15 protein-coding genes are annotated in these 14,344 nt (G+C 39.7%); 4 read left to right on the top strand and 11 right to left on the bottom strand.

From position 1 onward, the window contains the following. Nucleotides 1-7: 7 nt before the first annotated feature. Nucleotides 8-1,381, bottom strand: coding sequence for an MBL fold metallo-hydrolase (locus tag kam1_RS08715; RefSeq protein ID WP_143958391.1), 1,374 nt, complete (start codon nt 1,379-1,381; stop codon nt 8-10). 191 nt (nt 1,382-1,572) lie between these two features. Between kam1_RS08715 and kam1_RS08710 the strand changes: the two genes are divergently transcribed. Beyond that, nucleotides 1,573-2,586, top strand: a complete 1,014-nt coding sequence (locus tag kam1_RS08710) for a zinc-dependent alcohol dehydrogenase family protein (protein ID WP_039720920.1) — start codon at nt 1,573-1,575, stop codon at nt 2,584-2,586. Between the two features lie 160 nt (nt 2,587-2,746). Here kam1_RS08710 and kam1_RS08705 read toward each other — a convergent pair whose 3' ends face one another. The 9 genes from kam1_RS08705 to kam1_RS08665 form a co-directional block, all read right to left on the bottom strand. Then, complete coding sequence (locus kam1_RS08705; protein ID WP_143958390.1) at nt 2,747-3,520, bottom strand: RluA family pseudouridine synthase; 774 nt, start codon at nt 3,518-3,520, stop codon at nt 2,747-2,749. A gap of 222 nt (nt 3,521-3,742) precedes the next feature. Then, nucleotides 3,743-4,099: a hypothetical protein gene (locus kam1_RS08700; RefSeq protein WP_039720921.1), complete on the bottom strand. Its 357-nt coding sequence runs from the start codon at nt 4,097-4,099 to the stop codon at nt 3,743-3,745. A gap of 188 nt (nt 4,100-4,287) precedes the next feature. Further along, nucleotides 4,288-6,303 (bottom strand): ATP-dependent DNA helicase, encoded by a 2,016-nt coding sequence (locus kam1_RS08695; protein WP_143958389.1) that lies wholly within the window; start codon nt 6,301-6,303, stop codon nt 4,288-4,290. Between the two features lie 60 nt (nt 6,304-6,363). Then, nucleotides 6,364-7,608, bottom strand: a complete 1,245-nt coding sequence (locus kam1_RS08690; RefSeq protein ID WP_039720923.1) for an LL-diaminopimelate aminotransferase — start codon at nt 7,606-7,608, stop codon at nt 6,364-6,366. A 115-nt stretch (nt 7,609-7,723) separates the two neighbouring features. Next, complete coding sequence (locus tag kam1_RS08685) at nt 7,724-8,092, bottom strand: sulfite exporter TauE/SafE family protein (RefSeq protein ID WP_039720924.1); 369 nt, start codon at nt 8,090-8,092, stop codon at nt 7,724-7,726. Continuing rightward, nucleotides 8,089-8,967, bottom strand: coding sequence for a hypothetical protein (locus kam1_RS08680; protein ID WP_039720925.1), 879 nt, complete (start codon nt 8,965-8,967; stop codon nt 8,089-8,091). The genes kam1_RS08685 and kam1_RS08680 overlap by 4 nt, the downstream gene beginning before the upstream one ends. A gap of 117 nt (nt 8,968-9,084) precedes the next feature. Continuing rightward, nucleotides 9,085-9,873, bottom strand: a complete 789-nt coding sequence (locus kam1_RS08675) for a TIGR00282 family metallophosphoesterase (protein WP_039720926.1) — start codon at nt 9,871-9,873, stop codon at nt 9,085-9,087. A gap of 182 nt (nt 9,874-10,055) precedes the next feature. Beyond that, nucleotides 10,056-10,355, bottom strand: coding sequence for an RNA recognition motif domain-containing protein (locus kam1_RS08670; protein ID WP_143958388.1), 300 nt, complete (start codon nt 10,353-10,355; stop codon nt 10,056-10,058). Nucleotides 10,356-10,565: 210 nt separating this feature from the next. Then, nucleotides 10,566-11,540 (bottom strand): class II fructose-bisphosphate aldolase, encoded by a 975-nt coding sequence (locus kam1_RS08665; RefSeq protein ID WP_039720927.1) that lies wholly within the window; start codon nt 11,538-11,540, stop codon nt 10,566-10,568. 103 nt (nt 11,541-11,643) lie between these two features. Here kam1_RS08665 and kam1_RS11315 point away from each other — a divergent pair, with 103 nt between their 5' ends. The 3 genes from kam1_RS11315 to kam1_RS08655 are packed head-to-tail and all read left to right on the top strand — an operon-like array spanning nt 11,644 to nt 13,026. Next, nucleotides 11,644-12,303, top strand: coding sequence for a CbiX/SirB N-terminal domain-containing protein (locus tag kam1_RS11315; protein WP_391524874.1), 660 nt, complete (start codon nt 11,644-11,646; stop codon nt 12,301-12,303). Then, nucleotides 12,303-12,479, top strand: coding sequence for a hypothetical protein (locus kam1_RS11310; RefSeq protein WP_391524873.1), 177 nt, complete (start codon nt 12,303-12,305; stop codon nt 12,477-12,479). The genes kam1_RS11315 and kam1_RS11310 overlap by 1 nt, the downstream gene beginning before the upstream one ends. Continuing rightward, a complete protein-coding gene (locus tag kam1_RS08655; RefSeq protein ID WP_039720928.1) occupies nt 12,442-13,026 on the top strand; it encodes a DR2241 family protein in 585 nt (194 codons plus the stop codon). The genes kam1_RS11310 and kam1_RS08655 overlap by 38 nt, the downstream gene beginning before the upstream one ends. Nucleotides 13,027-13,059: 33 nt before the next feature. Here the strand turns inward: kam1_RS08655 and argA are convergent, their stop codons facing one another. Then, nucleotides 13,060-14,343 carry an amino-acid N-acetyltransferase gene (gene argA, locus kam1_RS08650; protein ID WP_039720929.1) on the bottom strand — a complete coding sequence of 428 codons (1,284 nt, stop codon included), beginning with the start codon at nt 14,341-14,343 and terminating at the stop codon, nt 13,060-13,062. Nucleotide 14,344 lies beyond the last annotated feature (1 nt).

The following is a 14,344-nucleotide window of genomic DNA, read 5'->3' as shown; positions in this document are numbered from 1 at the left end:
GTCAATATTAGATTTCTATCAGTTGCCCAGGAGGTGGGATAATCAACTGAATCTGCGGACTTTCCTCTTCTAACTTTTGTTTGAACCAATCGAGAGCGGCCGGATCGCCATGAACCAGAATGCAGGTTCGAGGTTCTAAAAACTGGATATAAGAAAGAATATCCTCTCTCAGTGCATGACTTGTTAGATCAAACTGATCGACTTCACAAATGACCGGTTGAGGTTTGCTGGATTTGTTGAGCACAACTAAATTGCCTCTGGGTGTAGCCAAAAGTTGACCGGCAGGAGAATCAGGATCACAGTATCCAACAAAAAATATGGAGTGTTTTTCGTTTGGTAAGAATTTTTGAGCTAAAATATTTGAAATGGTATTCTCATTCATCATTCCTGAGGTCACCAGATAGATTTCACCTTTTGAGGGTTGAATCTTCATCGTTTTTTTCCCATTAATGACGATAGGAGCGATCGTATCAAGGATCTTGAATCCTGGATATCGTCTAAATGACCTGGAAGCAAGCTTGTCATAGATTTCTGAAAAGCTTCTACTTAACCCTCCAATAAAAATAGGGCATTTTCTGAGTCTTCCCGCTTGCTGCTCAAGAAAAAGAGTGGTAAGTATTTCTTGCGTTTTCCCGAGGGCAAAAACTGGGATCAAAACAGAGCCTCCTCGATCGAAAGTAGCTTCAATGCTTTCAACAAGTCTTTGAATTTCCGTCTCTCTAGTTCTGCCTTCGACCATTTCTTGAGCCCCTCTTGTTGATTCGATAATAAGGACATCGATACCGTTTTGAGGAAAATCCGCTGGGAGCATGAGGGTTTGTTCTTTGAAACTAACATCTCCCGTATAAAAAATTCTACGGCCTCGATGAAATATTCGAATTCCTACGGCTCCAAGAATATGGCCACTAGGATAGAATTGAAAAGTAAGAGGCTCATGCTTGGGATTGGGATAGCCGTTAAATGACCATTCTTTGTTAATATGACAAGCCTGCCACCGTTCCGTGCAACGATCTATTTCCTTATGGGTATACAAGGGGTATTCGGGAATTTGTAACTCAGCTCTTTGTTTCAGCATCACTTCTACTGAGTTGTGGAGCAGTGGAGAAGTTAAGTAATAGGTAGGTTCGCTTAAGAAAACTTTGAGCTTTGGATATTTTCTAAGAAACAGAGGCAAAGAGCCTGTATGATCGTGATGCGCATGACTTATAAGAAGACAATCCACTGGATAGTCTTCAAGAGATTGAAAATTTGGAGTAGCCAACTCTCCTTCTATTTTGGGGTGAAGACCAGCATCCAGAATTATCCGTCCATCCTGGCCAAAATCTAAAAAATAGGAATTTGCTCCTATTTCGTTAGAACGTGTTAAGTTTATAAATTTCACTAAACCAATGCTAATATCAAAAGAAATTATCTATTTTGTAAGTTAATTTAACTAACTTATTTTCTATCATAAATCAATAGCAAATCATTTTCTCTCTCTCAATGAAAACCGAAGAAAAGGCTTCAGAATAGTTTCTATTGATAATATAATATGCTCATTCTTTATCGAGTGCTGGTTGGAAAGATTGAAAAATGAAAGCTGTTTTATTGACCAAACCTTCTCCTTTAGAAGAAAACCCGTTGATACTCCAACAAGTGGATTTGCCTCGGCTTAAAGAGGATGAAGTATTGATTCGAACGGAAGCCTGTGGGGTGTGTCGATCCAACTTACACATGATTGAAGGGGATTGGATAGAAAGGGGAGTGCCCGCAAAACTTCCTATTATCCCTGGGCATGAAATTGTCGGAACGATCGAAGAGGTGGGGAGCCGTGTCTCTCAATTTAAAAAGGGTGATCGAGTGGGACTCCAGCCTTTGTGGTCTTCGTGTGGAAGATGTTCTTACTGTCGGACTGGAAGAGAACAGCTTTGTCCCTTTAAAGAAATTACCGGAGAGACAGTGGATGGTGGTTATGCCGAATTTGTTGTTGGAAAAGAGGATTTTCTCTATCCTATCCCTGATTCCCTATCTGCAGCGGAGGCAGCTCCATTATTTTGTCCAGGAATTACGGCTTTCCATGCTATACAAAAAGCTGGACCATTGGTTGGCAAACGTGTGGCGATCTTTGGTATTGGGGGAGTAGGGCACATGGCCGTACAATTTGCTTGTCTTGCGGGTGCCACTGTCATAGCACTATCGAGAAACCCTAAACATTTGCAAATAGCAAAAGAGCTTGGGGCTCATGATTGCATTGATGCCAATGACTCTCAGCGTTTAGAAAAGTTGAAAAAGGAAGCTGATATTGATTGTGCGGTTGTTTTTGCGCCTTCCAATGCGGTTGCCCAACAGGCGATCTCTTTGGTTAAACCTGGTGGTAAGATCGTTTTGGGTGTCAATGCCCTGCTAGGAGAATTTTCATTTGTGGAAGAAAAAGTCATTTTAGGGACCGTTATTGGTCCCCGGGAGGAAATGAAAGAAGTCTTGCGACTTGCAGCGGAAGGGAAAATCAAAGCGATCAGTCAAATATTTACTTTAGAACAGGCACCAGAAGCTTTATTAAAACTAAAAAAAGGCGAAATATTGTCACGGGCAGTCCTTGTCATGTAAAAAAGAATTCCAACATCATGTTTCGGATTTGGAATTCGTTGGTTTTATTAGCAGAATCAAGACTACTGCTAAGAAAGCCTTAGGGAATTGAAGGCAAGTCAGGGTTCTTTTAGGGCTTCAATCCGTTGGCTCGTATGCGAGATAGAGAGTGACATAGGGCTTAGGAGATTTCAAAAAATCGTGGGTTATGAATTTTCTGAAAACCTTTCGTTAGTTTTAAAAACTGTTCAAGGTCATCGGAAAGAGGCAAAAAGATAGTCTGTTTTTTCCCTTTCCAAAAAAATGAAAGAAAAGCTGCATGTAACGCATGTCTTGGTAACAGTAGATTTTTTTCCATTTCTTTTGTCCATCCCTGCTTTGAAAAATCCAAAAAGTAGGATGGATTAGGGCCATACAGTTTATCTCCAACAATAGGATGTTTGATAAGGGAGAGGTGGACTCTAATTTGATGTAGTTTTCCAGTTTGAGGTTTTGCCCATAATAAACTGTATCCTCCGCCATAGCCTAGAGGATAAATTTCTGTGATGGCTTGACTTCCCTTTGGGCGGACACCTTGACGGATCACGATTTCATTCTCATCCGAAATTCCTAGATAGCCCAGTGGAGCTTCAATTTTTAGATAATCGGCTTTCAGTTCACCCCAGGTAATAGCAAAATAGCCCTTCTGGATTAACCTTTTTTCCATTTGACGACCAAAATATGCCGCCGAAGCATCATTTTTAGCTACCAATAATAGGCCGCTCGTTTCACGATCCAGCCGGTGAATAAGCTTCCATGGAGTTTGATTATTCTGATTATAGAGCCATTCCAGAAGACTGGATCCCCTTTTTTTCTTTGTTGGATGAGAAAGAAAAAAAGGGGGTTTATCGACAATAGCAAAATCTTCGTTTTCTATAATAATCCTTGGCTGATAAGGAGGATCCAAAAAGAGCATAGAGAAAAAAAAGAGCTAGCTTCCCTATTCCACTTTTAATTATAGGATAACTAAAATAGCTAAAATTTACTACTCGCTTTTAAAAGCCATTGGCAAGCATATTCTATGGAGTCGTTAATGAGAAGTAGCCAGTTGCAAAACAAATGACCGAGAATGGAAAGACAATACGCTGTATTATCTTTTTAAAAAACGCAAAGAAAGAGAAAATGGTATTGTTGATACTTATTGAACTATTTCAGCATTTTCTATCAAATTAAAACCATCTTTACTAACGACTTTGCCCTTTACAGTAATGATTTGCTGGGCTTTAGAAACAAGTTCAGAGTTTATCGGCTTATGCTCTCCGACGATGAGATAAAGTTTTCCATCTTCGCCTTTCAACCCAACAGGCAATCCTGATCCGATACAAGTTTTGGCACACTTCAAATGTTTTTCGCCTTCCGCTCCATGATCAAGATAGCAAACCAAATCAACGACTTTTCCTTTGATGACAGTTTTCTCATCCTGGGCATGGAGGGATGAGATGGGTAAAAGGGAACTAACGAGGAACAAAACGAGCGCATGGATTGTTGTTTTCATAATTTTTGTCAGGATGTTTGTTTATGGAAAAGAATAATCCTTTAATAAGGAAATAGCAATATTTATTGCTCAGAGAGAATCTAAATTTATTTTCAGGGGAAAGGATTAGAAGGCATCTCCTCTGAAACAGGCAAAGGTTAGAGAAAAGCTTTTAAGTATTTCCTAAATGCAAAGAGCTGTTTTTTTGATTATTCGATAATTTCAATAGGGGTATTGGGAATCGAATTAAGAAAAATTTTCCCATAGGATTTAGAAAGGATTCTTGAATCAAGAACGGCCACAATGCCTTTATCTTCTTTGCTTCTTATTAATCTACCAATCCCTTGGCGGAACTTTAAAACAGCCTCTGGTAAGCTGTAATGAACAAAAGCATTTAGTCCTTGTTTTTCTAATTTTTCGCATTTTGCTTGCACTTGAGGATGGTCAGGGGAAGAGAAGGGCAGCTTGGTGATGATGACATTTTTTAACGAATCCCCAGGGACATCTATTCCTTGCCAGAAACTATCCATCCCAAAGAGGATCGAATGTTTGGCTTCCTTGAAAAGTTTCAAAAGCTTGTGCCGAGAGGTCTTTCCATCCTGTACATAGAGAGGGTAGCCAAGTTCGGCAAATTTGGAACTAAGAGCTTCTACCATATTTGCTAATGTCTTCCGGTTTGTAAAAAGTACCAAAGCTGATCCTGCTGTCTGTTTGACTAGTCTTTCTATCCAGACTGCCAGAGCTGCTTCATAGGAGCTATTGGAAGGATCAGGCATATCTTTAGGAATAAGGATTTTCATCTGCCTTCCGTAGTCAAAAGGCGATTCTAAGGAAAGGGTTTGAGAAAAAAGCCCGACACGGTTTTGGAAAAAAGAAAAACTATCGGTAACTTTTATTGTGGCGCTGGTCATAATTACTGAAACTTCTTTTTCATAGAGGAAGGACTGCAATAATGGACCAACATCCAAAGGGGTAGCCAGAAGTTGGACATTTGATTCGGGATTAGGCTCTTCCAATTCTATCCAGTAAACATGATCTGGAATACGCATTTCAAAAAAATTGATCATTGCATTGTTTTCCAGAGTGATTTTTTCAATACAATTTGTTATTTCTTCTTTGATTTCCTTATCTGGAAAATTTGCTACGGCATGAGAGAGCTTTTCAACAATAGTATTTAAAGTTTCTGGCAAAGCGTTGGGTAAGGGTATTGGATCAAGAATGCGGTGTTCTAAAACGGATAGTTTTACCAGAGTGGCAGCAATAGATTTAAATAAAGAACCCACTTCTTCGTAAGCTTCGTGAACCATTGAAAAGAGACTGCTATCTTTTAGAAAAAGAAGTAACCCCTTGTGAGTGATAGGATTGAAAAGCCGAAAAAGCAAGTTCTGAAGCCGAAATTTAGATGTTGAAAATCCTAACTGATTGGAAGCGATTTTTTCAATGGTATGCGCCTCATCAAAAATGACGAAATTTTCTCCAAAAGGTAGGCCTTCTTCTTTTTGGAGCTGGGAATCAGTAGTCCTTCCAAGCAGGGAAAAATAAAGGGCGTGGTTAACGATTGTTAGATCTGAGCGAGCACTTTGTTCTCGAAAGAGGTGATAAAAGCAGCGTGGATTGTTAGCGCAATTCCTCGGATGGCATATGCCAGGCTCGGAACATATTTGACTCCATATGTTAAAAGAAGGCAGAGGATGAAGCTCTTCGATATCGCCAGTTTGTGTTCTGACAGACCAATCGTAAATACGCATGAGCTCTGTCGTCTCAAAAGATGGGAACAGGTCTGTGGCATGCTTGAGCACCTTTTCTAATCTTTTGGGACAGATATAATTTTGACGTCCTTTGAGGAGGACCACAGAAAACTCTTTTGGGAAGATCTTTTTCAACAAAGGAATATCCTTATGAAGAAGTTGATCCTGGAGGTTGAGGGTATGAGTAGAAATTACTCCTCTTTGAGCATTCTTCTGGCAATAACAAAGTGCGGCAAGCAGGTAAGCCAAGCTTTTGCCAGTTCCTGTGGGAGCTTCAACAATCAGATGTTTTTTCTTTTCAAGGCTTTTATAGATGGCTTCTGCCATCTGCTTTTGTTGAGGGCGGTACTCGAAATGAGCAGCTTGAGCTAGAGGACCAGAAGGAGAAAAATAAAAGGAAGGATCTAAAGAGGCCTTTTTTGCCTCTGGATTTTCGAGTCGACCATTTAAAAAACCATTTCTTGCTTCGATCGACACAATTTTATTTTCCTCGTTCTTTTTCCCTCGAAAAAAAAGTTTTTGTTATCTTATAAGGATCTACGACCATTCCCAGGAACAGTCAGAAAGTCTATCCTTTAACTTTGCCATTATTTCTTTTTCTTCTTCTTGGCTTTGAGCTGGATAGGTAACGCTCCATCTTAAAAATGGCCCTGCATCATCCCAAGGAACGGTGGAAATAAGTTTTTCCTCAATGAGCCATTCTGTGAGCTCCTCAGCGTTCTGAAACCAGATTTCTTTGGAATGGTATCGAACCCCTTTGGGAGCTTCTGTATAAAGAAAGAAGGAAGCCTTTGGCTTTTCAGCTTTAAAACCTAGGCTCTTAAGGGTTTCTACCATCAGATCCATTCTACGCGAATATTTCTGGGCAATCCTTTCAGTAATCTCACTATGATCTAGACAGTAAGCATAAGCATTCTGGATCGCTAGAAATTGGCCTGAATCGGTATGATCCTTGACATATCCATAAGCCTTAACAAGTTTGGGATTGCCTACTACAAAACCGCAACGCCAACCTGTCATATTGAAATTTTTGCTTGCGGAGTGAAGTTCAATACCAACCTCTTTAGCTCCTGGTACAGAAAGAAAGCTTAGCGGTTTGCCTTCGAAAACCAAACCAGCGTAGGCAAAATCATGAATCACCACCAGCCTGTTTTTTATGGCAAATCTAACCACATCTTCAAAGAATTCCCTTGTGGCAACAGCTCCAGTCGGATTGTTAGGATAGTTTAGGACTAAGACCTTGGCCTTAGAAAGGATTTCTTTAGGCACCGTCTCTAGATCTGGTAAGAAGTGATTTTCTTTGCGTAGGGCTAGATTAAAGACTTTGCCTCCATAATATTGGGCATGTGTGCCAAATACAGGATATCCTGGAACCGTCATCAGCACATAATCTCCTGGATCAATAAGGGCAGCAGGAAGAATGGATAAAGCTGCTTTTATGCCTATGGAGTGGATGATTTCGGTTTGAGGATCAACGGTTACCCCACAAACTCTTTGCATGTATCGAGCCGCTGCTTCTTTAAGCCGTTGGCCTCCATTGTCTGCATAAAAGCGATTTTCGGCTTTTGCTGCCTCTTCGGCTAGGATCTTTACCGTTTCCTTGGTAGCAGGCTCATCCGGTTCCCCTACGCCAAAATCGAGTAATTCGATTGTAGGATTGTTTGCTTGAGCCAATCGCTTCGCTCTTTTGATTTTTTCAAATTTATATATCTGAGTGCTTTCACCAAAGGAAGCTCCTCCAATTCGTTGAGCAAAAATAGACTGAATATAATCGATATGCATAGCTTTAATTTCTCTTAAAGAAGAATACGCATTTTCCTAACTAATCGACAAAAAGAAAAATATTGCCAGTTGAATTTTCTTCTTGGTGTTAGCTTGTCTCCTGCTAGTGATCCTATTAATTCTTTACAGGGGATCCGATCCAAAGACGATAGGCAGAGTAAAGAAGAAAAAGAGAAAATATTTTTTTAGCTATATTAGCTGGTATTTTCTGAATAGACCATACTCCTATAAGGGCTCCTATGACGCCGAAAATGAGAATGACCCAAACAATAGACCAGTCAATTTTTTGTAGCCAACTGTTAAAAATACTTCCTGCTAGCGCAATTGGAATGATGACTGCCAGGGAGGTGCCGACAGCTATATGATAGGGGATACCAAAGAAAAGAATGAGCGCAGGCACGATAACGATTCCTCCTCCAACTCCAAAACAACCGCTTGCAAAACCAGCGGTCAAGCCAAGCAGAATTAATCCTGTAATGTTCATAATCCATCCTTTTTTGCTGTTTCAATATTCGGTTTTGCTGTAATCTCGGAATGAGCAAATTGGTATTCCGAGATGCGAATCATTTCATGTTCTTTAATGCTTTTTAAAGGTAAAGCCAGATGATAAATAAAATCGATTGTTTCAGGAAAACTACCCTCTGGAAGATTTTTTGAAGCATAATAAAACGATAGTTTTTCAAGCCGTGCCAAAAACCAGAAAAGATCTACAGGCTCTGTTAGAGTGACTTTTGCTTCACTAACGGAGAAATCTTTTTTACGGATTTTAAGTCTTCCAGCAAGAAAATTACATACTTTTTCCATGCGAGTTCTATAGGGAAGGTTCTTTTTGGGAGAAAAATCAATAATGTAAAAAGGCTCCCCGACATTAGGTGTTTCTTCTCGGACGAACTTTAATTCAAATCGGTGGATAGCTTCATGCAAAGAAAAAAGGGTATCCAGAGCTTCCCGTGTGATCCTTGCTTCAGAATGAACAAATTTTCTTTCTTTTTCAGAAAATTTTTCCAAATTTAGAGGATCTCCTCCGGGCCCAACGAAAAAATGGATATCCTGTGTTGCCTGGGGATACCACTGACTATTGAGTTTTTCTAGATGCACTTCTTCTTTAAACGAACTAAGTTTAATGACTTGAGCCATTTTTTCCGATTCTGCGATGATATTCTTCACTATGAGGTCGATATCGGGAGAGGAGAAGGCTCGATAGGGGAAGAAAAGAAACAAAAGGGAACAAAGAAACTGTAAAATTAGCCTAAGAGCTTTATGAAAAGTGGGAATGCGCTTGCCTAGGTTTGGACAGATCCCAAGCATCCCTGCATCATGTTTGTATAAAACTATAGAAAGTTTCTTCCATTCGACCATACGATAAAAGGCATTCGATTGGTTCTTCTCTACAAATCATGATTTAAAAACGACATTATGAAAAATTTGGGAATGGGAAGGGATTGAGCAATGCAATGCGTGTCCACACCTTGAGGATTAAGATAAATTAAAAGCAAGTTGAATTCTTTCTATTTTTAGAGCCTTACCACTCTGCTCTTCGATTTCAACAAATATCCCATTAGCCTTCGGGTTATTCGTTGCTAACACAAATTTTGTTGGCAGCAAGGTGGTATACCTATAAATGATTGGACCAATTTCTCTACCAATCACCGAATCATGCGCTCCGCAAAATCCTACATCGGTAATATAGGCAGTGCCTCCTGGAAAAATCGTTTCATCGGCTGTTTGTACATGGGTATGGGTACCAGCTACGGCAGAAACAGATCCATCTAGGAATCTACCAAAAGCGATCTTTTCTGAAGTGGCTTCTGCATGGAAATCAACAAAAATACAGGGAGTTTCTTTATGTAATTCAGTAATGATTTTTTTACTGATAAGAAAGGGATTGTCTGTCTGGGGAATCATAAAAGTTCTGCCAATGGCACAAAGAACAGCTAATTTTTTCCCGTTTCCTTTAACAATAATGTAACCCTCTCCTGGGGTATCAGGTGGATAGTTAATAGGCCTTAACAATCTAGGTTCATCTTGAATAAAAGAAACTATCTCTTTTTGATCCCATGCATGATCCCCAAGAGTGATGACGTCGATACCAAGTCTTAAAAATTCATAGGTGATTTTAGGAGTTATCCCGTTACCCCCAGCTGCATTCTCTCCATTGGCAATAATAAAATCGGGTTGGTACAAAGACTTAATTTTTGGGATAGCCTGCCTTAACACTTCCCTTCCTGTTTCACCAACAACATCTCCAAAAAAGACAACTTTCAACTTTTTTGTGATAAAATAAATTTTTTTCTTAGTCTCGACAAGTCACCAGTGAATACAAAAAAAAACAAAAAATTATAATATGGGCAAACCTAATATAGTAGTCTGCCCATATTGATGAAGAGTTAGGAAGATTTAATAATGCTAACAATTACTGGAATAGATCTTAGAAGAAGCTATTGCTATCATCTTCTTGATCTTCCAGAATTTTCTCTATGTCTATGTGGTCTTTCTTCCCTAGGTTTGGCTTCGTTGACAACGATCTGTCGGCCGCTGATACTCGTTCCATTAAGACTATCAATAGCAGATTGAGCTGCTTGAGAGGTCTCCATTGTTACGAAAGCGAATCCTCTGGATTGCCCTGTCATTTTATCAACTATAAGATTGATTTCGTTGACCTGGCCATATTGTTCAAAAAATTCTCGAAGATCGTTTTCCGAAATTCGAAAAGGGAGATTACCTACATAGAGTCTTGTTCTATTCATAAAACTAACATTTCTTTAAGGATTAATTCAAAATGGAGATCGGCATCTAGCAACAATGCTAGCACACTTACCCACCACCTTGTTTTTCACTTTGAAACCAAAAATTGGAAACAGAAGTAAAAAACAACAAATAAAGATTCCCTTAGTTGTATGGAAAAGTCAAAAATTCTTTTTTTAAAAAAATTTTAACAAAACAGCTCTTTTGATTTATTAAGCTGCTTTATTTTTTCTGAGCTCTAGGATCGAATTTCTGACTTCAGACAGGGTATTGGCGGAGCCCAATTTTTCACTACGACTAGCGATGAAATTGGCATACTCCGTCATAAATACTCTCCCTGGGCCTCGGAAATCGAATTCTTCGGGATGATCTCGAAAATATTCCCTGTGTACTCTTGTCCACACTAGTCTGCCATCGGTGTCAATGTTGATTTTGGTGACTCCAAGTTTAGCAGCGGGTAAATATTCATTATCATCCACACCGCAAGCGCTTGGATCTAATTTGCCTCCAGCCGCGTTGATCCTCATGATTTCTGATTTCGGGACACTCGAGCTGCCATGCATAACGAGTGGGAATCCGGGAAGATTTTTTTGAATCTTTTCTAAGACATCAAAGCGGATGGATTGTTTGCCTTTAAACTTATAGGCTCCATGACTTGTACCGATAGCACAGGCCAAAGAATCACATCCAGTCAATCGAACAAATTCTTTTGCTTGCTCTGGATCAGTCAGACAGGCATGCCCTTCTTCTACCTTAACGTCTTCTTCTACTCCACCAAGCATTCCTAGTTCGGCTTCTACACTTACCCCTTTGGCATGGGCTCTTTCCACCACCCGACGCGTAATTTCTACGTTCTTCTCAAATGGTTCATGAGAAGCATCAATCATTACGGAGCTATAAAAACCTGAATCGATACAATCATAACAGGTCTCTTCGTCTCCATGATCTAAGTGGACGACAAATACGGCTTCAGGATAGATAGTTTCAGCAGCCCGAATCATTGCTTCAAGCATTCTTTTGTCTGCATATTTTCTAGCTCCTTTGGAGATCTGTATAATAAAAGGAGACTGAGACTGAATCCCTCCACGAAAAAGGCCATGGGTTTGTTCCATATTATTGATGTTATAGGCGCCCACTGCAAATTTACCGTAAGCAACTTTAAATAACTCCGATGCCGTAACGATCATTTTGAAACTCCTTTTGTCTATTTTTCCTTTCTTAATAGTAAGCGGATTTTCTTAAAGAAAAAATATCTTTTTTGTCAACGAAAAAATCAATTAGAGTTATTCTATGAGCTCTTTTCCCCATACCATCGACTGGTCAAAAGCATCCCTTGTTCTGGCTGGACATGGATCATTATATAATTCTGAAGCGGCCCTGCCTGTCTATATCAATGCAGAGAAGATTCGCAAGAAAAAATTATTTGAAAATGTCTATGAAACATTTTGGAAAGAAGAGCCTACTTTTCATCAGACTCTTTTATCTATTCCATCCTCTTTTATTTATGTGGTCCCCTTTTTTTTAAGTCACGGCTTTTTTACAACCAAAGTCATCCCCTCTGAGATGGGAATCGAAGGTCCAATGACAACAATGGGGAAAAAAATAGTGGGTTATTGCAGAGCTGTTGGCGAAAACCCTAGAGTCTCAGAGTTAATAATCGAGGCGATTGGTCGAGCAATCGATTTTAAGATGGCTAGTTCTATATTTTCTGAAAGTGCTCTTTTATTGGTCAGTCATGGAACAAAAAAAATGTCCATTCCAAAGAAACAACCTATCTGCATTGGAATATATTGGAGCAAAAAGGGATCTTTAAAGAATGTCATGTGTTTTTTCTTGAAGAGGAGCCTCGAATTTCCAGCTGGAAAGAGTATGTTAGATCAAAATATATCTTTACTGTTCCTTTTTTTATTTCTGAAGGAGACCATTCCTATGTGGATGTTCCAAAGCTGATGGGAATAAAAAAAAGTTTAAGAACTTCTGCGATCAGCTATCCGCAGGATGTGGATGGCCGCTATGTATGGTATACCAAAGCGGTAGGAACCATGGAGGGAATGGAACAAGTAATTCTTGAGCAGGTTGTAGCATTCGATGAATCTTTTGGAAAAGTGGCAAAAGTGGCTTTCTGAAAATCCTCCTCCATTGCTTATTGGAGAGCTTCAGATTGCTGAAGGGTACTGGATATACAACCGAAAGGATCAGTTGAAGGATTCCCTGGTCTGCCTTCCCTCTCTTTTGGATTTGAAATTATATTTACGCCAAGATGAAAAAGGGGACTACAGACCTTTAAAAGCGGAGATGGGCATCCTCCGTGGCTGGAAATATGGACCAGTTGATTTTAAAGGGCTTTTTTATGCCATTGAAGCCATCTATCCCTTTGCTCTGACATATTGGTTTGGTCTAAAGGAGGGGATAGTCGGTCCTGTTTCTTTTCAAGAGACCATTGGTAGACAAATTGGTATGTATAAAGTGATAGAAAAAGAAGCATATTCCATAGCTGATAGGACTGTGGAAGGATTATGTCGGGCAAAATGCCTTAGACAAAATCTCTGGCATGGAATGTATACAGAACCCAAAGAAGAGGCTTCGATTCCTTTGGTTTGTTTGGAAGCCTGTCCTCTTTTTTTGGAACATGCAAGAAAACTATTTTTGAAAAAAAGAAACGCTAATCTCTAAGTAGAGCTGCTCATCGCTGTTGATGAGGAGCATTTATTGAAGAGGCTTATAAAGCACTTTTGAATTTCTACCGGTTTTTTCGTATTTTATTTTTCTTTCCAAAGGGAGAATCGAGGGATCGGCTTCTTTAAATCCGCCTTTTTGCATAAAATAAACATAAGCCCTAGTCGACAAGAGGAAAAGTTGCTTAAATCCTTGTTGCGAAGCTAGTTTTTCGGCATAATGAATCATTTTTCTACCAATGCCTTGATTTTCATGGCTTTTAGCCACAGAAAGGCAGGCTAGTTCGGCTTGAGACGTTTTGGGATAGGGATAGACAGCCATGCATCCTACAATCTGTTTATCTAGTTCAAAAACGTAATACGATTGAAGATCCCTGGCTATATCCACAGCTTTTCTAGGCAAAATTTCATCCGATTCGATCGGTTCTTGGATAAGTTTTAAGATCGCACCGATATCTTTTTTACGAGCCGGACGGATCGATTCATACTGATTGGCATAGATCATCGTCCCTATGCCAGTGTTAGAAAATATTTCCGAAAGCAAAGCTTCATCCATTCTCCCGTCAATAATATGCACACGGTTGACCCCGTTTTTGCATGCGTGAATGGCGTGTTCTAATTTGGATCTGAGTTGCTCAGGCTGTGATTTAGAAAAGTTTTTATGAAATTCTTGGGCAGCTTGGACATCTAATTCTCTTATAAGATTGCCTTCATTATCAAGAATGCCTGGGTAGGTAGTAAGATAGATAAGCTTTTCTGCATGAAGGGCTTCGGCCATACACTGAGCGACAGCATCGGAATTAATCCGATAACTTTTCCCTTCTCCATCGAAACCAATTGGTCCTATGACTGGGATGATATTTTTTTGTAATAAATACTCGATGAATGGTACGTCGATTTTGTTAATACGGCCTGTGAGTTGGTAATCTACACCGCTGACAATTCCAAAAGGATGGGCGATAATGGCATTTGTGGCACAGGCTCTCAGATCAGATGCTGAAAGAGCTTCTAGTATTTGAAAAGTTACTTTGGAAGAAGCTATAAGGCTTAATTCGTGAGTCTTTTGATCGGTAATACCGATTCCTGTGGTGTCAGATAAGTCAGTATGTAGAAGCAGGGAAAGCTGCTTTAACTGATGGGCGATCCCATGGACTAACACGACTTTTATAGCAACACTTCTTAATACGGCTAGATCGAGCACTAAATTTGGAAAATTTTCGCTGGCTGCGATGGCTCCATCAATGGCTATGACAAAGACTTTTTCTCTAAATTGTGGGATGTAAGCTAGGATGCCTCTTAAATCGGAAACATTCATT

The organism is Methylacidiphilum kamchatkense Kam1 (assembly GCF_007475525.1).
Classification (GTDB): Bacteria; Verrucomicrobiota; Verrucomicrobiia; order Methylacidiphilales; family Methylacidiphilaceae; genus Methylacidiphilum; species Methylacidiphilum kamchatkense.
This window is presented reverse-complemented; position numbering and strand designations above follow the sequence as displayed.